This window comes from Streptomyces sp. NPDC016562, assembly GCF_043076955.1.
Taxonomy (GTDB): Bacteria; Actinomycetota; Actinomycetes; order Streptomycetales; family Streptomycetaceae; genus Streptomyces.
In genome coordinates this window covers 92,745-115,387 of sequence record NZ_JBIBRZ010000005.1, presented here as the reverse complement: position 1 = coordinate 115,387, position 22,643 = coordinate 92,745, and the positions used below count along the sequence as shown (strand labels likewise).

The following is a 22,643-nucleotide window of genomic DNA, read 5'->3' as shown; positions in this document are numbered from 1 at the left end:
TGTTCGGGCGGAAGGGGCGCGACTCGTAGCGTGGCCGGATGACGGTGTCACGACGCGGGGTGCTGGGACTGGCGGGGGCCGTGGGCGCGCTGGGGACGGTGGGAGCCGCTGAGCCGGGCCGGACCGCCGGGGCCAGCGGGCCGCGCGGCGGGCGGGTCCGGACCGGTTTCGAGCGTCTGGCCGCGGACGGTTATGGCGTACTGGCCGGTCAGAAGGTCGGGGTGGTCACCAACCCCACCGGGATCACGGCCGACGCCCGGCACCTGGTCGACGTCCTGCACGCGGACGCGCGGGTGCGGCTCGTCGCGGTGTTCGGGCCCGAGCACGGGTTCCGCGGGACGGCGCAGGCGGGCGACGCCGAGGGGGCAGGGCGCGATCCGGCGACCGGGCTGCCGGTGTACGACACGTACGGCCTGAGCGGGCAGCGGCTCGCGGACGTGTTCACGGCGGCCGGGATCGACACGGTCGTCTTCGACATCCAGGACGTCGGGGCGCGCTTCTACACCTACATCTGGACCCTCTACGACTGCATGCGCGCCGCCGCGCTCGCCGGCAAGGCGGTGGTGGTGCTGGACCGGCCCAATCCGGTGGGCGGCCGACGGGCCGCGGGACCGGTGCTGCGACGGCCGTACGCGAGCTTCGTCGGCCGGGAGCCGATCGCGCTGGCGCACGGGATGACGGCGGCCGAGCTGGCCCTGCTGTTCAACGGCGAGTTCCTGGCTGACAAGCCGGTCAGGCTGCGGACGGTGTCGATGTCCGGGTGGCGGCGGGGGTCGTTCTTCGGGGAGACCGGGCTGCCCTGGGTGCCGCCGAGCCCGAACATGCCGACCGCGGACACGGCTCTGGCGTATGCGGGCACCTGCCTGTTCGAGGGGACGAACCTCTCCGAGGGGCGCGGGACGACCACCCCGTTCGAGGTGCTGGGCGCGCCGGGCGTGGACCGGCGGTGGGCCGAGGCGGCGAACGCGCTGGAGCTGCCCGGGGTGTGGTTCCGGGAGGCCTACTTCACCCCGACCTTCTCCCAGCACGTGGGGAAGGTGTGCGGCGGGGTGCGGCTGATCGTCCACGACCGGGCGTCCTTCGACCCCGTGCGGGCCGGGATCGGCCTGCTGGTCACCGCCCGGCGGACGTGGAGCGGCTTCGGCTGGCGCGCGGACCACTGGATCGACCGGCTGACCGGCTCGGACCGGGTGCGGACGATGGTGGACGCGGGGGCCGGGGTGGAGGAGATCGCGGGCGACTGGGCGACGGAGCTGGCACGGTTCGAGGCGGTGCGCCGGCAGTACCTGCTCTACGCGTGAGACGACCGTGCCGGGGGGCTGGCCGGACGGGCACGACAGCAGGATGCTGGCCAGTGCTGCGGCTGAGGCAGGGCGTCGAGGGGGTCGTCATGGCGGGGATCGGTGGCGGGGCCGGAATCTGGGCCGAGATCGGGGTGGGGGTGGGGGCCGGGATCGGGGTCGGGCCGTACGCGGAGCTGACCTTCGACGCCGAGGGGGACGTCGACCGGGCGACGCAGGGGACGGTGGCCCGGATGGAGGCCACGGACGTCCTGGTCTTCGCGCACGGCTGGAACAGCGACCGCTCGACGGCGACCCGGCTCTACGACCGCTTCTTCGCCCCCTTCCCGGGGCTCGTCGGGCCGGGGGTGCGCCTCGGCTACGTGGGCGTCGTATGGCCCGCGATGCGTTTCTCCGACGAGCCGATACCCGACTTCGACGCGCCCGGCGCCGTCGCCGCGGCCCCGGCGTCCGCCGGTACGGCGCTGGACGCCGCCACCCGGCAGGCACTCGACGCGTTCTGGCCGGGGCGGCAGGCGGAGCTGGACAAGGTGGCGCAGCTGCTGGAGGAGCGGCCGGACTCGGCGGTCGCCTTCATCGAGTTCGGCGCCCTCGTACGGGAGCTGGCGGGGGTGGACGCGGTGGCCACGGCGGCCGCCCCGTCGGTTCCCGCGATCTTCGTGGACGACGTACTGGAGGTCTGCCGGGCCCTCACCCAGGCCCTGGTCGAGGCGGGCGCGCCGGCCGGGAGCTCGGACGAGCCGGGTCTCGCACTCGGCGGCGGGCTGCGCGGCCTGTGGGGCGGCGCCAAGGAACTGCTGCGGCAGGCGACGTACTACAAGATGAAGAAGCGGGCCGGAGTGGTCGGTGAGCGCGGGCTCGGGCCGGTCCTGGCAGAGATCGCGGCCGGCCGGCCGGCGCTGCGCTTCCATCTGATCGGGCACAGCTTCGGGGCGCGGGTGGTGTCGTTCTCGCTGCGCGCGGTGCCGGCCGGAGCCCGTTACGTGAAGTCCGTGACCCTGCTCCAAGGGGCCTTCTCCCATTACGCGTTCGCCGACCGGCTGCCGCACGACGAGCGCAACGGCGGCGCCCTGCGCGGCCTCCACGGCAGGGTCGACGGACCGGTGGTGGCCTGTCACTCACCGCACGACTCGGCCCTGAGGGTGTTCTATCCGCTCGCCGCCCGGATGGCAGGCGATTCGGCCGGTCTGCTCGGCTTCGACGAGCGCTGGGGCGCGGTCGGGCACGACGGGGTGCGGGCGGTGCCGGGCGCGCCGCGGCTGAGCCTCGACGCGGCCCTGCGCGAGGGGGTGCCCGCGACCGGTTGCGTCAGTGTGGACGCGGGCTCCGTGGTGCGGCGCGGCGGCGCCCCGTCGGGGGCGCACAGCGACATCTGCCACGAGGAACTGGCCCGGCTCGTGGTGGGAGCGGGGCGCATGGGGCGCTGACTTCCGGCCACGTGCCACCCGCACGCCTCGACCGCCCCCGCATGCGCCCGGCCCCTGCCGGGCATGTTGGGCACATCGGCGGAGGTGATGGTGTGATGGCGGGTTTCCGGAGTCTGGCCTATCAGGTGCGCGACGCGCGCAACGACCGCGCCCTGCGGCGCCATTCGCTGCGCCGCTGCCTGGAGCGGTTCGCGCCGTACGGGCACCGGGCGACCTGGTGGCACCTGTGCGACCGGCACGGGATCGCCCCCGAGGACCGCGGGGCGGATCCGCTGCGGCTGGTCGCCGCGCTGGAGGAGCTGGAGGACGCGCGGGCGGTGTGGCTGGAGTACGAGCGCCAGTTCGCGGAACGGCGCAGACGGGAGAAGCACCACGGGCTGCGCCGGCCGGAGTGGGCGTGGGGCGGGAGCGGGGACGCGGTGGTGCGGTGCGCGGATCCGGGGGTGCGGCCGGAGGGGTCGCTGGGCGAGGTATTGCGCAGGCTGGTGCGGGCGCTGGAGTCGGAGCCGGGCACCGCGTGCCCGGTCTGCGGGGAGCAGGAGCTGCGCTGGCCGCCGGTGACGGCGGGGCCGAGGCGCGTTCCGTCCGGGGCCGGCGGGAGCTCCGGGCACGGCCCGTGGGAAGGGGCCTGGGCCTGGGACGGTCCGGTGTGCGCGGGCTGCGGGATCGTGGTGCCGAAGCCGGCACTGGCGGACACCCCCACGGCGGGGGCGGCGTGAGCCTGGGGCACGGCGCGAGCACGCGGCACGGTGTGTGGCCAGGGGGCGGCATGCGCCCGGGCCGCGGCCTGCGCCCGGGGGCCGCGTGAGCCCGGGCCCCGGCGGGGGTTTTGCGCTGCCCGTGTCGTTGAACGGCTCCCGGAGCGCCGTCGACGGGGTGGCCGTGCCGATGTCGCCGGAGGACCTGGCGCAGGCGGCGCGGCTGGCGGTCGCCGCCGGGGCCGGGGAGGTGCTGGTGCACCCGCGGACCCCGTGCGGGAGGGAGAGCCTCTCGCCCCGGGTGGTCGGGCCGGCGCTGGAGGCGCTGCGGGGCGCGGGGGTCGGTGTGCCGCTCGCGGTGTGCGCGAGCATCGGGGCCGAGCCCGATCCCGCGGGGCGCCTTGAGCGGGTGCGGTCGTGGACGGTGCTGCCGGACCGCACGGTCGTGGACTTCGCGGAGCCGGGGGCCGCGGACTTGGCCGAGGTGTTGCTGGCGCGGGGCGTCGCGGTGGACGCGGAGGTCGCGCTGGGCGGACCGGCCGGGCCGGAGCCCATGCGACGGTTCCTGGCCTGGCCGGTGCGCGAGCCCGCCCGGGTCCGGCTCGTCGCCGAGCTCGCGTCGGCCGATCCCACCCTGGTGGCCGCCCTGCCCGGCCTGCCGCCGGTGGCCGTGCTGCTGTACGGGCGGGAGGCGGCCGCCTGGCCGGTGCTGCGGCTGGCCGTACGGTGCGGCGCGGGCGCGCGGACCGGCGTAGGCGACGTACTGCACCTGCCGGACGGGCGGCCGGCGCGGTCGAACGCCGAGCTGGTGACGGCGGCGCTGGAGCAGCGCCGGCCTACAGCCGTGAGCCGGTGAGCCGGTCGCCGAAGGCGTCGTCCGGGTTGGACAGGGCGCAGGTTTCCAGGGACAGGCAGCCGCAGCCGATGCAGTCGGTCAAGTGGTCGCGCAGTCGCCCGAGTTGACTGATCCGCTGGTCGAGTTCGGCGCGCCAGGCCTCGGAGAGGCGGGCCCAGTCCTCGCGGTTGGGGGTGCGCTCCTCGGGGAGGCGGGCCAGTGCCTCGCGGATGCTGGCCAGGGGGATGCCCACGCGCTGGGCGGCGCGGACGAAGGCCACCCTGCGCAGTGCGTCGCGGGTGTAGCGGCGCTGGTTGCCGGAGGTGCGGCGGCTGCTGATCAGGCCCTTGGCCTCGTAGAAGTGGAGCGCCGAGACGGCCGCGCCGCTGCGGGCGGACAGCTGGCCGACGGTGAGCTCGTGGACGTTCTCGGGAATCTGCGGCACCCGGCCGAGGGTAGTCGGAGGTCCGTTGACATACACATACGGTCCGACCATGCTGAGCAAGCGCTTGTTCGCCCGGTCGCACACCAGCCAGCGGCAGTCGCCCGTACGTCCCGTACGTCCCGTACGTCCGTCGTAGTCGAGAAGGCAGGAGCAGGGCATGGCCGAGCCGAGGATCTTCACGTCCGCCGAGGAGCTGCACGCCGGGATCGGCGCGCCGCTCGGCCCCAGCGACTGGCTGGAGGTGGACCAGAAGCGGATCGACCTCTTCGCGGACGCCACCGGGGATCACCAGTGGATCCACGTGGACCCGGAGCGGGCGGCGTCCGGACCCTTCGGTTCCACCATTGCGCACGGCTATCTGACGCTGTCCCTGCTGCCCAGCCTGGTACCGCAGGTCATGCGGGTCGAGGGCATGCGGATGGGCCTCAACTACGGGGCGAACAAGGTGCGTTTCCCGGCGCCGGTGCCGGTCGGCTCGCGGCTGCGCGCCACGGCCGTGATCACGGAGGTCGCGGAGGCGGGCGGCGGCGTACAGGTCACGGCCACCGTCACGGTCGAGCGCGAGGGCGGCGACAAGCCGGTGTGCGTGGCCGAAGCGGTGTCCCGCTACTACTTCTGAGGGCGGCGGGGCTGCTCCTGCTGAGGGCGGGGCCGCGCGGCCACCATGCGCAGCACGAGGTCGGCGTAGAGCGCGCCGACCTCGTCGGGGGTGCGCTGCCCGGCCACGTTGAACCACCGGGCCACGTCGATGCACAGCGACAGCACGGCGAGGGTGGTGCCGGGCACGTCGGGGACGTCGAACTCCCCCGCCGCGACCCCCTCGACGAGGATGCGGCGCACGACCGCGTCGCTCTGCCGGCGCAGGGCCACGATCTCGGAGCGGTGCTCCGGGGCGAGGGCGTCGAGCTCGTACTGGACCACGCGCGCGGTGGTGTGGTGCGCCGCGTGCCACAGGACGAACGACCGCACGGCGGCGTCGAGCCGGTCGGCGGCGCAGCCGGGGCCCGCGGCCGCCGTGGTGAGGATCTCCAGCGCCTTGTCGTGGCCGATCCGGCTGATGCGGTGGAGCAGCTCTTCCTTGGTCTTGTAGTGGATGTAGAGCGCGGCCGGGCTCATGCCGGCGCGGCTGGCGATGTCGCGCGTGGTGGTGGCGTGGTACCCACGCTCGGCGAAGGCCTCGACGGCGGCGACGAGCAGCCGCCGCGCGGCGTCGGGGGTGACCTCCGACCACGGCTGGTAGCCGCCGGTCTCCACCGCGCTGTCCATCTCTCGCTCACCCTCTTCGCCTTGCAGGAATGAACACCTTACCGGAGGGTGAGCAAGCGCTTAGCGGAGATCGTCCCTCCGATTGGGGCGGAGGACGGCCGGCGGGCTCAGAAGGCGGACACTCCCGTGCGGGCGCGGCCGATGAGCAGCTTCTGGATCTGGCTGGTGCCCTCGTACAGGGTCATCACGCGGGCGTCGCGCAGCAGCTTGCCCGCCGGGTATTCGTCGATGTAGCCGTAACCCCCGTGCACCTGGAGGGCGTTGCTCGCGGCGCGCACGGCGGCCTCGGAGGCGAAGAGCTTGGCGGTGGAGGACTCGACGGCGAAGGGCAGGCCGCGGTCGATGAGGTCCGCTACCCGCCAGGTCAGCAGCCGGGCCGCGTCCACGTCGACGGAGATGTCGGCGATGAGCTCCTGGACCAGCTGGTGCTGGGCGATCGGCTTGCCGAACTGCTCGCGCTGGCCGGCGTACGAAACGGCCGCGTCCAGCGCCGCCTGGGCGATGCCCACGCAGCCGGCGGCGACCGACATCCGGCCCTTGGCCAGGGCGGACATGGCGACCGAGAACCCCTTGCCCTCAGGGCCGAGCAGCGCGGAGGCGGGCACGCGCACGCCGTCGAGGGTGAGCTCGGCGGTGGCCTGGCCGCGCAGGCCGAGCTTGCCGTGGATCTCGCGGCGGCTCAGACCCGGGGTGTCGGCGGGGACGAGGAAGGCGCTGACCCCGCGGTGGCCGGGCTCCTCGCCGGTGCGGGCGAAGAGGAGCACGACGTCGGCCCAGGTGCCGTTCGTAATGAACGTCTTGCCGCCGTCGAGGACGTACGAGTCCCCCTTCCGCACGGCGCGGGTGGTGAGGCTGCCCGCGTCGGAGCCCGTGCCCGGTTCGGTCAGGCCGAAGCAGCCGAGCGCGTCGCCGGAGCACAGCCGGGGCAGCCAGGCGCGCTTCTGCTCCTCGGTCCCCCAGGCCGCGATGGTCTTGGCGACGAGGCCGAGGGAGACGGAGACGATGCCGCGCACGGCGGAGTCGCCGCGCCCGAGCTCCTCGGTGACCAGGGCGTAGGCGAGGTGGTCGCCGCCGGAGCCGCCGTACTCCTCGGGGACGGTCATCCCGAGGAAGCCCAGGGCCCCGAGCTTCTTCACGACGGCCCGGTCCACGCTCTCGGCGCGGTCCCACGCGGCGGCGTACGGGGCCACCTCGCGCTCGGTGAACTCGCGGGCGAGCCGGCGTACGGCGGCCTGCTCCTCGCTCAGCTCCATGTTCACCGGGCACCTCCGGGCACCTCGTCCGGGCTTTTAACTAGCGCCGGTAGTTTATGGCGGACAGGGCCTACTATGTGGCGCATGGCCAGACCGCGCAAGCCCCTCCTCAGCAGAGCCCGGATCGTCGAGGCGGCGGGTGAGCTGGTGGACGCGGAGGGGCTGGAGGCGGTGTCGACGCGTCGGCTGGCGGCCGCGCTCGGGGTCAGCGGGCCTTCCCTGTACAACCACTTCCGCACCAAGGACGAGATCCTGGAGGCGGTGGCGGACGCGGTGAGCGCGCGGGTCGACTTGTCGATGTTCGAGGGGGCCGGCCAGGACTGGCGCGGGGCCCTGCACGCGTGGGCGCACTCCTACCGGGACGCCCTGTCGGACCATCCGCACATCGTCCCGGTGCTGGCGCGGGGCCCGGGCCGCCGCCCGGCCGGACTCCGGGTGGCGGACGCGGTGTTCGGCGCGATGACGGCGGCGGGCTGGCCTCCGGCGCAGGCGACCCGGATCGGCGCGCTGATGCGCTACTTCATCCTGGGCTCGGCGGTGGCCTCGTTCGCCCGGGGTTTCGTGGACGACCGCACGGCATACGACCCGGCGGACTACCCCCACCTGGGCCAGGCCCACCTGCTGGCCGAGCGGCAGCGCGAGGTGGACGAGGGCGCCTTCGAGACGGGCCTGGCGGCGCTGCTGGACGGGCTGGCCCTCCAGTACGCGGCGTTGAAGGACGCCCCGCTGGACGCCCGATTGGACGCCCCGCCGGAGCGTCCAGCCGGCTGAAGAGCCGAGACGGGCTGAAGAGCCGAGACGGGCTGGAAGACGACCGCTAGAAGACGACGAGCGAGCGGCCGCCCTTGCCCGCGAGCATCGCGTCGAAGGCCGCCGGGATGCCGTCGAGGGTGATGCGGTCGGTGACCAGGGCGCCGAGGTCGAGGCGGCCCGCGCGGACGTGCTCGGCGATCACCGGGAGGTCGACGGCGGGGTCGCTGTTGCCGTAGACGCAGCCGGTGAGGGTGCGGGCGAAGTGGAAGATCTCCAGGGCGTGGAAGGTGATCTGCTGCTCCTTGCCCCCGATGCCGACGACCGTGGTGCGGCCGCCGCGACGGGTGGACTCCCAGGCCGCGCGGATGCTCTGCGCCCGGCCCGCGCATTCCACGGCGACGTCCACGCCGTGCCCGCCGGTGAGCGCGCGGATCTGCTTGGCGGTGGTGTCGGAGGCGAGCACGAAGTCGGTGGCCCCTGCGGCGCGGGCCAGCTCCTCCTTCGCCGGGGACACGTCGACGGCGATGACGGGGCCCGCCTGGGCGACCCGGGCGGACTGGAGGGCGGACAGGCCGACACCGCCGACGCCGAAGACCGCCACCGATTCGCCGGGACGGACCTGGGCGCTGTGGTGGACGGCCCCGTAACCGGTGAGGACGGCGCAGCCGAGCAGGGCGGCCTCGGCGAGCGGGATGCCGGCGGGCGCGGGCAGCACGCAGTTGGCCGCGACGACGGTCTCCTCGGCGAAGGCGGCCACGTTCAGTCCGGGGTGCAGCTCGACACCCTCGGCGTCGTGGGCGTAGACGGCGCCGACGCCGGAGAGCGCCGAGGCGCACAGCCAGACCTCGCCGAGGGTGCAGTGGTGGCACCGGCCGCAGGACGGGGCCCAGTTGAGCACCACGCCGTCGCCGGGGGCGACGTGACTGACGCCCTCCCCGACGGCGAGGACCGTACCCGCGCCCTCATGGCCGAGGACGGCGGGCACGGGGACCCGCATGGTGCCGGTGGTGAGGGAGAGGTCGGAATGGCAGACCCCGGCTGCGGTGAGCCGCACCCGGACCTGCCCGGGACCGGGATCGGGCAGCACGATCTCCCGTATCTCCAGCGGGGCTCCGACGGCGGGCAGGATGGCGGCGCGGACCATGGTCGTCGTCTCGTCTTTCCGGTGCGATGAGGGCGGAGGTGCGGAGCGGTGCGGTGCTCGGGATCAGAACTACTCGGAATCAGAACTGCAGGGACTTGGTCTGGAGGTACTCCGCCAGGCCGTGCGGGCCAAGCTCGCGGCCGACACCCGACTGCTTGTAGCCGCCGAAGGGCGCGAGCACGTTGAAGCGACCGCCGTTGATGTCCACCTGCCCGGTGTCCATACGGCGCGCGAAGGCCACGGCCGTCGCCTCGTCCTCGGCCCATACGGCGCCGCCCAGGCCGTAGACGGTGCCGTTGGCGATGCGCAGGGCCTCCTCCTCGTCCTCGTACGGGAGGATCGACAGCACCGGGCCGAAGATCTCCTCCTGGGCGATGGTCATGTCGGGGGTGACGTCGGCGAACACGGTCGGGGCGACGAAGTACCCCTGCTCGTGCGGTGTCTCCGGGCCGCCCGCGACGAGGCGCGCGCCCTCGTCCACGCCCTTGGCGATGTAGCCGCGGACGCGCTCGTGCTGCTTGGCGTTGACGACCGGGCCGACGCGGGTGCCCGGCTCGCGCGGGTCGCCGGTGGGGAACGCGGCGACGGCGGCGGCCGCGAGCGAGACGGCCTCCTCGTACTGGTCACAGTGGACGAGCATGCGGGAGAGCGCGTTGCAGCTCTGGCCGGTGTTGTTCATGACGTGACCCACGCCTGCCGCGACGGCCTTGGCCAGGTCGGCGCCGGGCAGGATGACATTGGCCGATTTGCCGCCCAGTTCGAGGGCGACCCGCTTGACGGCGGCGCCGGCGGTGGCGCCGATCTGCTTGCCGACGGCGGTCGAGCCGGTGAAGGAGACGAGGTCGACTCCCTCGTGCGCGGCAAGGGCCTGCCCGGCGACCGGGCCGGTCCCGGTTACCAGGTTGAAGACTCCCGCCGGGATGCCCGCCTCGTGCACGGCTTCGGCGAAGAGCTGTGCGGTCAGCGGGGTGTCCTCGGCGGGCTTGAGGACGATGGTGCAGCCGGCGGCGAGAGCGGGCGCCACCTTTGCAACGATCTGGTGCAGCGGATAGTTCCACGGCGTGATGGCTCCGACGACGCCGACCGGCTCCAGCAGCACGGTGGAGTTCCCGATCCGCTCCTCGAAGGCGTACGAGGACGCGAGCTCGGCGTAGGAGGAGGCCACCGCGATCGGCGACCCGACGTGGACCATCGTCGAGAAGCCGATCGGGGAGCCGAGTTCGGCGGTGATGGTGTCGGCGATCTCGGCCTTACGGGCCTGCAGTACGTCGCGCAGCGCACGGATCAGGGCGCCCCGCTCGGCCGCAGGCGTGGCCGCCCAGCCGGGGAAGGCGGCACGGGCCGCGCGTACGGCCGCGTCCACGTCCTCGCCGGTCCCGGCGGGGACCTCGGCGATGACCTGCTCGTCGGCGGGGTTCACGACCTCGATCCGGTCGCGTCCGACGGCAGGCCGCCACTCGCCGTCTATGTACATCCCGTCGTGGGCCTTCATGGCATTCCTCCCGAGCACGCACGAGCGCGTAGGTCCGACCTCGCGAACACCCTACAAACTAGCGCCGGTAGTTTTTGGTGACCAGGGGGCGGCCAGGATCAGATGATGCCGAAAACCATCCCTGCCGCGAGGACGACGAGGGAGGTCAGAGCAGCCCATTTCACGGTGAAACGGGTGTGGTCGCCGAACTCGACCTTGGCCATCCCGACGAGGACGTAGACGGCCGGAACCAGGGGGCTCGACATGTGCAGCGCCTGGCCGACCAGGGAGGCGCGGGCGATTTCCAGCGAGGAGACGCCGTGGGCGGCGCCTGCCTCCGCGAGGACGGGCAGCACACCGAAGTAGAAGCCGTCGTTGGACATGAAGTAGGTGAGCGGAAGGCTCAGCAGACCGGTGACGAGCGCCATGTGCGGGCCCATGCCCTCGGGGATGGCGCCGACGAGCCAGTCGGCCATGTGCTTGACCATGCCGGTGCCGGTGAGGACGCCCGTGAAGACGGCGGCGGCGAAAACCATGCCGGCGACGTTCAGGACGTTGTCGGCGTGGGCGGCGAGGCGGCCCTTCTGGTCCGGCATGTGGGGGAAGTTCACGGTGAGGGCGAGGGCGGCGCCGAGCAGGAAGAGCACCGGTATGGGCAACAGCTCCATGATCATCGCGGTGAGGAGTGCGACGGTGAGCCCGGCGTTGAACCAGTAGAGGCGCGGTCGCAGCGTGGCACGGTGGGGGTCGAGGCCCTGGAAACCGTCCTCGGGCGCCGACGCGGCGCCCGCCTGCGGGACGGGATCTGAGCCGGTGGCGACGGTGGCGGAGGAGGGCCGGGGGGCGTCGGCATTCGCCTCGGCTCCGGCTCCGGCTCCGGCTTCGGCTTCGGCCTTGGCCTCGGCCTCGGTCGAGCGGGGGGCGGCCGGGACGAGAGACGCTTCCACAGTCTCGGGCTCCGCCTGGCCGGGCAGGACCAGCATGCCGACGCGGCGCCGCTCCTTGACGCCGAGGACGTACGCCAGGACGAACACGAAGAGCAGGCCCACCGCGAGGGCCGGGATCATCGGGACGAAGATGTCGGCGGCGTCGAGCTTGAGTGCGGTGGCGGCGCGCGCCGTGGGGCCGCCCCAGGGCAGGGTGTTCATGACGCCGTTGGCCGTGGCCGCGACCCCCGTCATGACCACGAGGCTCAGCCCGAGCCGCTTGTACAGCGGATACATGGCCGACACGGTGATCATGAAGGTGGTCGACCCGTCGCCGTCGAGCGAGACGATGGCGGCGAGGACGGCGGTGCCGACCACCACCCGCATCGGGTCCGCCTTACAGAAGCGCAGGATGCCGCGCACGATCGGGTCGAAGAGGCCGACGTCGATCATCACGCCGAAGTAGACGATGGCGAACATCAGCATGGCGGCGGTCGGTGCGAGCTTGCCGACGCCTTCGATGACGTAGTCGCCGAGGTGCGCGCCCTTGCCTGCGAACACGCAGAAGAGTGCGGGGATGAGGACGAGCGCCGCGATGGGCGACATTTTCTTCATCATGATCAGGACCAGGAAGGTCGCGATCATGGCGAAGCCGAGGAAGGTCAGCATGGAGGGAAGGTAGGTGCCGCCTCCCCGGCCCAACAAGACGTCCGCGTGTGAGCAATACGAGCAAAACCCCAGCTCAGGGCAGGGGTGTCAGTTCAACGGGGAACCCGTTGAGCACCGCGGTGCCCGACAGCCGGTCGAGCCGGGTGCCGTCGAGCAGCTGGTTGACGTTCACGCCGGGCACGGCGGAAGCCACCGAGAGCCGGGTCCCGGGACGGTCGTGGCCCCAGCCGTGCGGAAGGCTCACCACGCCGGCGCGGACGGCTTCGGTGACCTCGACGGGCACCTCCAGGCTCCCGCCGTCGGCGGTGACCCTGGCCCGTCCCCCGTCGGTGAGACCGAGCCGCCCGGCGTCCTGCGGGTGGACGTGGAGGGTGCAGCGGTTGGAACCTCCGGTGAGGGCCGGGACGTTGTGAGACCAGCTGTTGTTGGACCGCAGATGGCGGCGGCCCACGAGCACCAGGGTGGCGGGGTGGTGGGCGAGCGACTCCCGCAGCCTGGGCAGCTCGGCCGCGATCGGTTCCGGGAGCAGCTCGATCCTGCCGCTGCGGGTCTTCAGCACGCCCGGGAGCCGGGGCTGCAACGGACCCAGGTCGATGCCGTGCGGGTGTGCGAGGAGTCGCTCCAGGCTGAGCGAGCCTTCGGCATCCGCGCCGAACCGGTCTCCGTACGGCCCGAGTCGCAGCATCAGGTCGAGGCGGCGCTCGGGACCGCTGTCGCCGGTGAGGAGGCCGGCGAGGTCTGCCGGGTCCCGCCCGTGCAGCGGGGAGCGGGGATCGGCGGTCTCCTTGACCAGGGCGGCCTGGACGGCCAGCTCGTCGACGGCTTCCGGGCCCGCCGCACCGTGCATGCCGGAGACGGCGAGGACGAGACGCGCGTGGATGTCGCACTCGTCGAGACGGCCCGCCTCCAGGGGGACGGCCGAGCGGGTGTAGCGCACCTGGTTGCGGATGGCGAAGCCGTTGAAGGCGAAGTCGTGGTGGGCGCTTTGCGAGGGCGGCGGCGGGGGCAGCACCACGTGGGCGTGGCGTGAGGTCTCGTTCAGGTACGGGTCGACCGAGACCATGAAGTCGAGCCCGGCCAGCGCCCGGTCGAGCCGGTCGCCGTCGGGTGCGGACAGGACCGGATTGGCGGCGATGCAGATGAGCGCGCGGAGCTGCCCCTCCCCCGGGGTCTCGATCTCCTCGGCCAGGGCGGCGGTGGGCAGTTCGCTCTTGGCCTCGGGGTGCCCGCTGACCCTGCTGTGCCAGCGACCGAGGCTGAAGCCCTTGCCGGGCCCGGCGGGGCGGGGCCGGGGTCCGGCGGCGGGCAGGGGGAAGAGGACTCCGCCCGGCCGGTCGAGATTGCCGGTGAGGATGTTGAGTACGTCGACCAGCCAGCTGGTCAGGGTGCCGTACTCGACGGTGCAGCTGCCGATGCGCCCGTAGACGGCGGCGGTGGGCGCGGCCGCGAGCTCGCGGGCGAGGGTGCGGATCTCGTCGGCCGGAAGGTCGCAGGCGGGGGCTACGGCCTCAGGAGTGAAACTCGCGAGCGCGTCGGCGAGTTCCCCGAGTCCCTCGGCTTGTTCCTCCAGTTCGCCGGGGGCGGCGAGCTTCTCCGCGAGCAGGGTGTGGGCGAGGGCGGCGAGCAGCAGGGCGTCGCTGCCGGGGCGCGGCGCGAGGTGGCGGTCGGCGAGCGCGGCGGTGCGCGTGCGGCGCGGGTCGACGACGACCAGCGTTCCGCCGCGGCTGCGCAGGGCCTTGAGCCGGCCGGGGAAGTCGGGGGCGGTGCACAGGGAGCCGTTCGACTCGACCGGGTTCGCGCCGAGGAGCAGCAGGAAGTCGGTCCTGTCGAGATCGGGAACCGCGATGGCGAAGGGGTCGCCGAAGAGCAGCCCGCTGGAGACGTGCTTGGGCATCTGGTCGAGGGTGCTCGCGGTGAACACGTTGCGGGTGCCGAGGGCTTTGAGGAGCAGCGGGGGGTAGAGCGCGCCGGCCATGGTGTGGGAGTTCGGATTGCCGAGGACCACGCCGACCGACAGGGCACCGTGCTCCCGGACGAGCGCGGGGACGGCGGCCGCGATGGCGTCGTAGGCCTCCTCCCAGGTGGCCTCCTGGAGCCGGCCGTCGCGGCGGACGAGGGGGGTCCGTAGCCGGTCGGGGTCCGCGTCGAGCTGGCCGAAGGTGGCGCCCTTGGGGCAGACGAAGCCCTTGCTGAAGACGTCCTCGCGGTCGCCTCGGGCCCCCGTGACCGTGGTGCCCTCGATGGTGAGGGTCAGGCCGCAGGTGGCTTCACAGAGGGGGCAGATGCGCAGGGCGGTGCGGGGCATGGGCCCTCCAGGGCGGCGGCGGACTGCGGCGCGGACACGCGGGCCCTTCGAGCATACCGACCGGTAGGCACGGAGAGGAGGGTCCGGCGGGAGCAAGTACGGCGGGGGGTGGGCGGGGCGGGCCGGGGACGGGGCGCCAGAGCAGAGGGAGACCGGGGACGGGGCGCCAGGGGCAGGGGGAGGCCGAGGACAGGGCGCCAGGGGCAGGGGAAGGCCGCAGGGGGCTCAGTCCAGTACGCGGGCCAGGTAGGCGTGCATCATCGCGCGGGTCTCGGCGACGATGTCCGGATCCCCGGCCGGGTCGGTCCGGAAGGCCAGGTGGATCAGGGCGTCGGTGGCCTCGACGGCGACCAGGACGGCGCGTTCGAGGACGGCGTCGGGCGTCAGGCCGAGGTGCGCGGAGAGCAGTTCGGTCAGACGCGCGGCGACCTGGCGGTTGGGGTCGACGTCCGGACCCTCGGCCGGGGGCGCGGGCACGCCGAAGTCGATGAGCGCGAAGCCGGGGACGCTGCGTTTCATCGTCAGGTACTCGTCCAGCACCGCGTCCACGACGGGCCGCCAGTGGGTGGCCGGGAGCTCGGCGAGCCGCTCCGCGATGCCTTCGGCGTAGCGGTCCAGGTTGCGGTGGGCGAGCGCGACGGCCATGGCCCGCTTGTTGCCGAAGAAGCGGTAGACGGAACCGATCGGTACGCCGGCGCGCTGTGCGACGGCGCGGGTGCTGAGGTTTTCGTACCCGGTCTCGTCCAGCACTTCGGCGCAGGCGTCGAGGATCCGGGCGAGCCGGTCGGCGCTGCGCTGCTGTATCGGCGCACGGCGCAGGGAGGGGGCGGGAGGCACGGGGTCCATCATGCCGTTCCTCGCTTTCGGGTGCGCCGGGGGCCTCGGTTCGGCTTTCAGTTCAGCAGCAGGCTGAGTCCGCCGACGGTGTACGTGATCATCAGCGCGAGCAGCGGCAGTTGGCCGGCCACGGCCTTCGCGGGCGGGAAGAGGCGGACCGAGCGGTCGTGGGCCGCGACGACGCCGAGCACGTGACCTGCGACGACGGCGACGACCTGGAGGGCGGCGAGGGCCCCGGGACCCAGGGGTGGGGCGGCTTCGGGGGCGTTGTCAGTGCCGAGTGCCATGCTTACCATGCGTGGTCCTTCGACTACAAGGAGGGAGAAGTAGTGAGCGATGAGATAGCCGAGGGCGATCGGCACGAGTGAGTGCGCGAAGGCGGTCAGCGGGCTGGGGTGCGGGCCGCTGACGAGGCGGGTGGCCGCCGCGCAGAGGCAGTACAGGGTGGCGACGAGGGCGATGGAAGCGAGCAGTCCGAGTGTGGCCGCGGGGGTGCGGCCGAGGGGGGAGGTCTGGAGGACGTTGATCCAGGAGGGGTTGTCGGAGAAGCCGTCGTAGGCGGTGGAGCCGAGCAGGACGCAGACGGTGGCGACGAGTCCGGGCCGCTCGGGTGTCGCGTCGAGTCCGTGGAAGGGGTTACGGAGGACGAGGCGGCCGTCGCTGCGGCGGCCGAGGGGGGAGAGCCGGGCCAGGAGGGCGGAGTACGCCTCGAAGGCGTCTCCGTCGTCGAACCAGCGCTCGCCGAAGCGGGCGGCGAGCGCGAGTTGGGCCGTGGCGTAGGCGGCGAGGGCGAACAGGAGGGTGGTGGTGGATGCGGGGTCAGGAGCGACGAGTTCGAGCCATGTGAAGCCGAATAGTCCGGCGGCGGCGGGCCATTGTCCGAGTCGGGCGGGGAGGGGGCGGCGGCCGGGGTCGCGGGGACGCAGGGCCCGGGAGAGCAGGCGGTGCAGGGTGCGGAGCGGGTTAAGGAGGCGCCAGACGGGGCCGAGGAGGAGGGAGGCGGGGACGAGTCCGACCCAGAGGAGGACGTAGACGGCGCCGGGAGCGGGGTTGCGTGCGGGGTCGTCGGGACCGAGGAGGAGGTGGAGCAGAACGGCAAGTGCGGCAGCGAGTCCCAGCCCGCGCAGTGCGGTGCGGGTGGCCGGCGCGTCGGCCACCCGCTGAAGGGCGGCGGGCAGGGCGAGCCCCGAGCGGTTTCCGCGGAAGCGGGAGGTGGACCAGAGCAGGCCGAGCGCGAGAAAGGAGACGAAGAGAGCGGCGAAGGCACCGGCGAACGCGTAGAAGGGAGAGATGGGCAGATCGTGCTGGGAGCCGATCCCGTGCGCGAGCGCGGTGAGCGGATCGGCCGGGTGAAGGACCACGCCCTGGCCGCGACCGCCGCCGCCCGCACCGGGGCCCGTGCCCGGGAGGAGGCCCGGCCCGCCCGGGCTCACCACCGGCCCGCCCACGATGGTGCCCTACGGCCGCTTTCACCCGACGGCGCGGCCGCCGGGGTCCCGACGCTGAGCGCGGGGCGGGGCGGGGTCATCGGACGAGGAGTTGGGTCAGGACGAGGTCGGACTCGTGGGTCTCGACCTCGAAGAGGCCCGTGCGGTCGGCCGTCAGGACCAGGGTGGCCTCCTGGCCAGCGGGCAGGGCGAGTTCCTTGTCGTATCCGTGGACGTGCAAGGTGTCCGCGCGGTCGCTGGTGACGCGCAGGGCGACCCGCTCCCCGCGCCGTAGCTCGGTGCGGGCGGGGGCCGGGCTGACCTTGCCGTCCCGGACGGTGATGGTGACGGTCCGGTCGGCTTCGGGCGCCGCCGGGGGCTGTGCCGGGGGTGGCGGCGTGCCGCCGTGGCTGTGGCCGCCGGGTGCGGCCTGGGCGGTGGCGGTGAGCGGGGCCGTGCCCTCGACCGGTTTGCCGGATACCGCCCAGGCGGTGTGGTCGTCCGCGTAGAGGCGGACGGTCAGGGTGTGCGTGCCTTCGGGGACCTGGGCGGCGGGCAGGTGGAACCAGGGGCCGTACAGCCGGGCCAGCTTGCGGCCGTCGAGCTCCAGGTGCGCGTGGCCCGCGCCCGGGAGGGCCGCGCCGCCGGTGCTGTCGGGGGTGAAGCGGAAGTTCTTCACCGCCAGCTGGAGGTTCCAGCCGTCCTCGGAGTCGGGCCGGGCAATGAGCTGGACCTCCGGCGCGCCCTCGGCCGGGACCTCGCGCAGCCGGTGGCCGGTGCCGTCGGCGGCGGTGAGCAAGGTGCCCACGCTTCCGGTGGCCTGCTCGTGGCTGGTGCCGGGCTTGTGGTGGGTGGTGGCCCGCCCGCCGCAGCCCGTCGCCGCGCCGCCCGCCAAGAGCAGGACGAGGGCGAGCAGGCCCGTGGCGCGGGCCGCCCGGCGGGCTGGGCGCGGCCGGCTCGTAGGCCCTGCGCACGCGTCGCACCGACCCGGGTCATCGGCCCGGGCGCCGTCGACACCGCTCATCGCGAACCTCCCGAGGAGTGCCGGGCCCGCCGGCCGGCCGTCCGAGGGTGCACGGCAGCCGACTCAGGCGATACGGCGGCTGGCGCGGTCCGTACGGCGGCCGGTCGACGTGCCGGGGTGCGGGTCATGCCGTGGCCTCCGGGGTCGTGGCGGTGGCCGAGGCGGGTGTCGACGGCGCGCCGAGGGTCGGGGACGGCGCCGTGGGGGCCGGGGTGTGGCCGTCGGCCGGGTCCTCGCCGGGGGCGTCGGGGGCGGCGGTCGGGGCGGCGCCGGGGGTGGTGGGGCGGGCTGAGGCGATGGCGGTCCATAGGAGCCAGATCACGGCGACCAGGGTGCGGAGCCAGGCGGGGCTGAGTGGGGTCCAGGGGATCATCAGGACGGCCTTGTCGAAGGCGTCGAGGAGCGTGAGGGCGCCCAGGAGCAGGGTGAGGCGGGCCAGCCAGGGGCGGGTGGGGCGCAGTGCCACGCCGACGCCCGTCCACCAGAGGCCGAGGAGGAGGAGGGCCAGTGCGGGGACGGAGGTGGCGGACAGGGCCATGGTGGAGCCGGCCACGTCCAGGGCCAGGCCCGCCAGGCCCAGGAGCGAGGCGGCCGTGCCGAGGCGCGACCCGCGCAGGCGGCGCCACCACAGCGCCCCGCCGACCAGCAGCAGGACCGCCGCCACCGCCAGCGCGAGCTGGGTCTCGACCCGCTCCAGACCGCGCGCGCCGTACCAGTCGCAGCCCGCCGGGAGCTTGCGCGCCTGGACGCTGTAGTCCGCGCAGACGAAGAGCTGGACCAGCTTGACCGGTTCGCCGACCAGCCGGGCCGAGGCCCCGGAGACCGCGCCGCGCCGCTCACCGCACTGCGGGACCGTGCCCGGGGAGGAGCCGTCGGGGCCGTCCTGCCAGCAGTTGCCGCGCCCCTGGCCGTCCCACCACACGTCCATGCCGTTGGGGCGGGCGGCGCCTGACCTGTCCTTGCCCATGGTGTTCGCGGCGTACCGGTTGTGGTGGGAGGTGTCGGTCTGCTTCGACCACTTCTCCTCGCCGCGCATGAAGGCCGGGACCGCGCTGAGGAAGAAGCCCGCGCGCCGGTGCCCGTACACCCAGTTGTCCTCGTAGAGGTTCCAGTTGCCGCCCGCGGTGATGATGCCGGTGCCCGGCGGCATGGAGATCTGCGGGCAGACGACACCGCGTTCGTAGCCGCGCTCGATCGGCGGCTTGGCGCAGGTGCCGTCGGCGACGTGGCGGTAGTAGTCCTGGTTGTTGTCGTGGATCAGGTTCCGCTCGAACTTGGCGTGGTTCTGCGGGAGTCCGGGATGACCGGGGAAGGCGCTGTCCATTGAGGCGCCGCCCATGTTCTGGTCGAACTCGTTGTCGTGCACCCAGACCGAGTCACCCGCGGTGCCGGAGTAGCCGACCATGTTGTGGTGGCTGCGGCAGCCGGTGATCTCGATGGAGTAGCGGGGGACCTCGTAGCCTCGGCCGTCGTTGATGTTGGAGGCGCTGCCGGGGTAGATGCCGGAGTCGCCGTTCCCGTACGACTCGCAGTTCTTGTAGAGCCCGTGGTCGCTGGCGAAGGTCAGGAAGCCGTACTCGTCGTTCCAGCGGGTCAGGACATCGTCGATGACGAAGCCGTCGCCCGCCAGCACGTACAGCGAGTTGAAGGTGGTGCGCTGGGCGGTGAAGTTGCGGAAGTAGACGCCGTTGGACCGGTCGGCGCGGATGGCGTTCAGCTTCTGGTACTTGGCGTCGATGACGACATCCGTGCGGGTGGCGCCGGTGCCTTCGATCTGGAGGTTCGTCTTGCCGAGGATCGCGACGAGGTTCTGGTTGTGGCGGCAGGCGACCTGCTGCTCGTAGCTGAGGATCTGGTAGCCGAGGGAGGAGTTCGGGGCCTTCAGTGCGGCGCACTCCCCCGCCGGGGCCCCGAGTGAGGGCTCCTCCTCGTACAGGCCGGGAAGGACCGCGATGTTCATGCCCGGCCGGTCGACGGCGTCGACGGCCTGCTGGAGGTGGCGGTAGCCGCTCTGCTCGCAGCGGTCGTACAGGGCGAGGTTGCGCTGCCTGAGCTCCTCCGGGAAGGCGGATATCCGGCGTTCGAAGGCGGGGCGATCGGTCTTGCAGACGATCAGGTCCGGCTCCGCCGCGCGGTACTCGGGTACGGAGCCCGAGCCGTCGGGGAGGGTGATCGGGCGCTCCTCGTGTGCGCGGGCGGCGGGCGCGGCGGCGAGGAGGGACACGAGGGCGAGGAGGGCGGCGAGGAGCGCCGCCGGCACGGCAGGATACCTGCGGGTCCACGACATGCGCGTGAGAGTAGAGCATTGTTCATCTTTTCGGATCCCCCCGCGCACGGGGGAATCGGGAACCGCGTGATCCGGCCATCCGCGCCAGGACACCGTTGACGCGCGGCCCGCGGAATCCTACTGTCGACCATAGGATTCCTTCGACGGAGCAGGAGCAGCACATGAGCGAGCAGGCCGGCGGCAGCGAGCAGGCCAGGAAGACGGCGGAGGCCCTGGAATACCTCACCGGCTTCGGCAACGAGCACAGCTCCGAGGCCGTCCCCGGCGCCCTGCCGCTCGGCCGGAACTCGCCGCAGCGCGCCCCCCTCGGCCTGTACGCCGAGCAGCTCAGCGGCAGCGCCTTCACCGAGCCCCGCAGCCACAACCGCCGCTCCTGGCTCTACCGGATCCGCCCGTCGGCCGCGCACCCGCCCTTCACCCGGATCGACAACGGGGCCCTGCGCACCGGCCCCTTCACCGAGGCCCCGGCGGACCCGAACCGGCTGCGCTGGAACCCGCTGCCCGACCCGGCCCCCGGCACCGACTTCCTGGCCGGCCTGTGGACCCTCGGCGGCAACGGTGACGCGACCCAGCGCACCGGTATGGCCATCCACCTCTACGCCGCGAACGCGCCCATGACCGACCGGGTGTTCAGCGACTCCGACGGCGAGCTGCTGATCGTCCCCGAGCGCGGCGGTCTGCTGCTGCGCACCGAGCTCGGTCTGCTCGCCGCCCGCCCGGGCGACGTGGCCCTCATCCCGCGCGGCGTCCGCTTCCGCGTGGAGCTGCTGGACTCCGACGCCCGCGGCTACGTCTGCGAGAACTACGGCCAGCCCTTCCAGCTGCCCGACCTCGGCCCGATCGGCGCCAACGGCCTCGCGGCCGCCCGGGACTTCCGGGCCCCGGTGGCGGCGTACGAGGCGCCCGACCTGCTCGACCGCCCGACCGAGGTGGTCAACAAGTTCTGCGGCAACCTCTGGTCCGCGACCTACGACCACTCCCCGCTCGACGTGGTGGCCTGGCACGGCAGCCACGTCCCGTACGTCTACGACCTGCGGCGTTTCAACGTCCTGGGCTCGATCAGCTACGACCACCCCGATCCGTCGATCTTCACGGTCCTGACCTCGCCCTCCGACACGCCTGGCCTGGCGGGCGTGGACTTCGTGGTCTTCGCCCCGCGCTGGCTGGTCGGCGAGGACACCTTCCGCCCGCCGTACTTCCACCGCAACGTGATGAGCGAGTACATGGGCCTGATCGAGGGCGCCTACGACGCCAAGGCCGAGGGCTTCGTCCCCGGTGGCGGCTCGCTCCACAACATGATGTCCGCGCACGGCCCCGACCACGAGACCTTCGAGCGGGCGAGCGCCGCCGAGCTGAAGCCGCAGAAGATCGACGACGGTCTGGCGTTCATGTTCGAGACCCGCTGGCCGATCACCGCCACCGCCCAGGCGGCCGGCGCCGATCACCTCCAGCGCGGCTATGACGACGTGTGGCAGGGTCTGCAGCGCCACTTCCGCGCCTGACCGGCACTGCATACGCTGCATGCGCCGCCGTCACCCCTGTCCAGCCGTTCGGAGATCCACCCGTGACCGCCTTCGCCCCCGACTCGCTGGTGCTGAACCGGAAGCTGCCCCTCTGGTATCAGGTGTCGCAGTCCCTGCGCGCCTCGATACTCGGGCGCACCCCGGACGCCTCGCTGCGCCTGCCCACCGAGGAGCGGCTGGCCGAGCACTACGGGGTGAGCGTGCTGACCATGCGGCAGGCGCTCAAGGAGCTGGAGGGCGAGGGGTTGATCAGCCGGCACCGGCGGCGCGGCACGTTCATCGAGCCGGGGGCGCTGCGCAGCACCCCGGTGCGACTGCTGGGCTCGGTCGACGCGATCGTGGCCCAGCAGTCGGGTGACCGTACGAAGATCCTCGGCCACGGCCGCACGGCCGTGGCCGGGGAGCTCCTGGAGCATTTCCCGGGCACGGCGGAGGTGGTCGCCTACCGCCGGCTGCGGTACGACCGCGAGAGCGGCGAGCCGACCAACTGGGTGGAGAACGCGGTGCTCCCGCAGCTCGCGGAGGCGGTGGACCTGGCCGATCTCGAACGCTGGCCGATGACGAAGGTGCTGCGGGACGTCGTGGGCGTGCGCATCAGCCGGATCACGGACACGGTCGAGGCGCGGCTCGCCGACCCGGAGACGGCCGAGCTGCTCCAGGTCCCGCTGCTCAGCCCGATCCTGCACTACACGGGCGTGACGTACGACGAGGACGGGCGGGTGGTGGACGTGGCGCGGATCCGCTACCGCGGCGACCGGTTCTCCTTCACCGTGACGGTCGACGCGCACTGACCGGCGAGGAGGACGGCGACGGCGTCCCGGCGAGGAGACCGGCGCCGGGGAACGGCGTCACTTCTTCTGCTCGTCCTCCGTGGCGCGCTCACCCTCCGCCTGGGACGGCGTGGTCCGCATCGTCTGGGGGTGGCGCTCCTTGCGCTGCTTGTCGTCCATGTCCTCGTCGAGGCGCTCGCCCTCGGCCTGCGACGGGGTCGAGTATTCGTCGTACTGGCTCATGACCCACTCCTCGGTCGGACCGCCTGGATGCGTACATGT

General features: G+C 73.3%; 20 protein-coding genes. 8 read left to right on the top strand and 12 right to left on the bottom strand.

Features of this window, described 5'->3' with window-relative positions; all coding sequences use genetic code 11:
• Positions 1 to 38 precede the first annotated feature (38 nt).
• The 4 genes from ACF059_RS22190 to ACF059_RS22175 all read left to right on the top strand — a co-directional run bounded on the left by ACF059_RS22190 (position 39) and on the right by ACF059_RS22175 (position 4,282).
• Positions 39 to 1,301 (top strand): exo-beta-N-acetylmuramidase NamZ domain-containing protein, encoded by a 1,263-nt coding sequence (locus ACF059_RS22190; RefSeq protein WP_392059785.1) that lies wholly within the window; start codon positions 39 to 41, stop codon positions 1,299 to 1,301.
• Positions 1,302 to 1,354: 53 nt separating this feature from the next.
• On the top strand, positions 1,355 to 2,728 hold the full coding sequence (locus ACF059_RS22185; RefSeq protein WP_392059782.1) for a serine-threonine protein kinase: 1,374 nt from the start codon (positions 1,355 to 1,357) through the stop codon (positions 2,726 to 2,728).
• A gap of 95 nt (positions 2,729 to 2,823) precedes the next feature.
• Positions 2,824 to 3,447: a hypothetical protein gene (locus ACF059_RS22180; RefSeq protein ID WP_392059779.1), complete on the top strand. Its 624-nt coding sequence runs from the start codon at positions 2,824 to 2,826 to the stop codon at positions 3,445 to 3,447.
• A gap of 121 nt (positions 3,448 to 3,568) precedes the next feature.
• Entirely contained in the window at positions 3,569 to 4,282 is a 714-nt protein-coding gene (locus tag ACF059_RS22175) for a 3-keto-5-aminohexanoate cleavage protein (RefSeq protein ID WP_392059776.1), read from the top strand.
• Here the strand turns inward: ACF059_RS22175 and soxR are convergent.
• Positions 4,263 to 4,706: a redox-sensitive transcriptional activator SoxR gene (gene soxR, locus ACF059_RS22170; RefSeq protein ID WP_392059774.1), complete on the bottom strand. Its 444-nt coding sequence runs from the start codon at positions 4,704 to 4,706 to the stop codon at positions 4,263 to 4,265. The two genes, ACF059_RS22175 and soxR, sit on opposite strands and share 20 nt — an antisense overlap.
• Positions 4,707 to 4,863: 157 nt before the next feature.
• On the opposite strand from soxR, the gene ACF059_RS22165 reads away from it, so the two are divergent.
• The gene (locus ACF059_RS22165) at positions 4,864 to 5,325 is read left to right on the top strand and encodes a MaoC family dehydratase (protein ID WP_361946544.1); all 462 of its coding nucleotides are present in this window, start codon (positions 4,864 to 4,866) and stop codon (positions 5,323 to 5,325) included.
• On the opposite strand, the gene ACF059_RS22160 is transcribed toward ACF059_RS22165, so the two are convergent.
• Both ACF059_RS22160 and ACF059_RS22155 read right to left on the bottom strand, forming a co-directional pair.
• A complete protein-coding gene (locus ACF059_RS22160) occupies positions 5,316 to 5,972 on the bottom strand; it encodes a TetR/AcrR family transcriptional regulator (RefSeq protein WP_392059771.1) in 657 nt (218 codons plus the stop codon). The two genes, ACF059_RS22165 and ACF059_RS22160, sit on opposite strands and share 10 nt — an antisense overlap.
• Positions 5,973 to 6,079: 107 nt before the next feature.
• Complete coding sequence (locus ACF059_RS22155) at positions 6,080 to 7,231, bottom strand: acyl-CoA dehydrogenase family protein (protein ID WP_392059768.1); 1,152 nt, start codon at positions 7,229 to 7,231, stop codon at positions 6,080 to 6,082.
• A 78-nt stretch (positions 7,232 to 7,309) separates the two neighbouring features.
• On the opposite strand from ACF059_RS22155, the gene ACF059_RS22150 reads away from it, so the two are divergent.
• Entirely contained in the window at positions 7,310 to 7,996 is a 687-nt protein-coding gene (locus tag ACF059_RS22150) for a TetR/AcrR family transcriptional regulator (RefSeq protein ID WP_392059765.1), read from the top strand.
• A 46-nt stretch (positions 7,997 to 8,042) separates the two neighbouring features.
• Here ACF059_RS22150 and ACF059_RS22145 read toward each other — a convergent pair whose 3' ends face one another.
• The 8 genes from ACF059_RS22145 to ACF059_RS22110 form a co-directional block, all read right to left on the bottom strand.
• Positions 8,043 to 9,122 (bottom strand): Zn-dependent alcohol dehydrogenase, encoded by a 1,080-nt coding sequence (locus ACF059_RS22145; protein WP_392059762.1) that lies wholly within the window; start codon positions 9,120 to 9,122, stop codon positions 8,043 to 8,045.
• Between the two features lie 79 nt (positions 9,123 to 9,201).
• On the bottom strand, positions 9,202 to 10,614 hold the full coding sequence (locus tag ACF059_RS22140) for an aldehyde dehydrogenase family protein (RefSeq protein WP_392059758.1): 1,413 nt from the start codon (positions 10,612 to 10,614) through the stop codon (positions 9,202 to 9,204).
• Positions 10,615 to 10,712: 98 nt separating this feature from the next.
• Positions 10,713 to 12,188 (bottom strand): CitMHS family transporter, encoded by a 1,476-nt coding sequence (locus ACF059_RS22135; RefSeq protein ID WP_392059755.1) that lies wholly within the window; start codon positions 12,186 to 12,188, stop codon positions 10,713 to 10,715.
• A 73-nt stretch (positions 12,189 to 12,261) separates the two neighbouring features.
• A complete protein-coding gene (locus ACF059_RS22130; protein WP_392059753.1) occupies positions 12,262 to 14,493 on the bottom strand; it encodes a molybdopterin oxidoreductase family protein in 2,232 nt (743 codons plus the stop codon).
• A 225-nt stretch (positions 14,494 to 14,718) separates the two neighbouring features.
• Positions 14,719 to 15,339: a TetR/AcrR family transcriptional regulator gene (locus tag ACF059_RS22125; protein WP_392060332.1), complete on the bottom strand. Its 621-nt coding sequence runs from the start codon at positions 15,337 to 15,339 to the stop codon at positions 14,719 to 14,721.
• A gap of 47 nt (positions 15,340 to 15,386) precedes the next feature.
• Positions 15,387 to 16,691 (bottom strand): hypothetical protein, encoded by a 1,305-nt coding sequence (locus ACF059_RS22120; protein WP_392060329.1) that lies wholly within the window; start codon positions 16,689 to 16,691, stop codon positions 15,387 to 15,389.
• 163 nt (positions 16,692 to 16,854) lie between these two features.
• Positions 16,855 to 17,781: a hypothetical protein gene (locus ACF059_RS22115; RefSeq protein ID WP_392059750.1), complete on the bottom strand. Its 927-nt coding sequence runs from the start codon at positions 17,779 to 17,781 to the stop codon at positions 16,855 to 16,857.
• Between the two features lie 124 nt (positions 17,782 to 17,905).
• Entirely contained in the window at positions 17,906 to 20,068 is a 2,163-nt protein-coding gene (locus ACF059_RS22110) for a right-handed parallel beta-helix repeat-containing protein (RefSeq protein WP_392059748.1), read from the bottom strand.
• A gap of 161 nt (positions 20,069 to 20,229) precedes the next feature.
• Between ACF059_RS22110 and hmgA the strand changes: the two genes are divergently transcribed.
• On the top strand, positions 20,230 to 21,570 hold the full coding sequence (hmgA, locus tag ACF059_RS22105) for a homogentisate 1,2-dioxygenase (protein WP_392059745.1): 1,341 nt from the start codon (positions 20,230 to 20,232) through the stop codon (positions 21,568 to 21,570).
• A gap of 62 nt (positions 21,571 to 21,632) precedes the next feature.
• Positions 21,633 to 22,382: a GntR family transcriptional regulator gene (locus ACF059_RS22100; protein ID WP_392059742.1), complete on the top strand. Its 750-nt coding sequence runs from the start codon at positions 21,633 to 21,635 to the stop codon at positions 22,380 to 22,382.
• Positions 22,383 to 22,439: 57 nt separating this feature from the next.
• Here the strand turns inward: ACF059_RS22100 and ACF059_RS22095 are convergent, their stop codons facing one another.
• Entirely contained in the window at positions 22,440 to 22,604 is a 165-nt protein-coding gene (locus ACF059_RS22095; protein WP_392059739.1) for a hypothetical protein, read from the bottom strand.
• Positions 22,605 to 22,643: the final 39 nt, after the last annotated feature.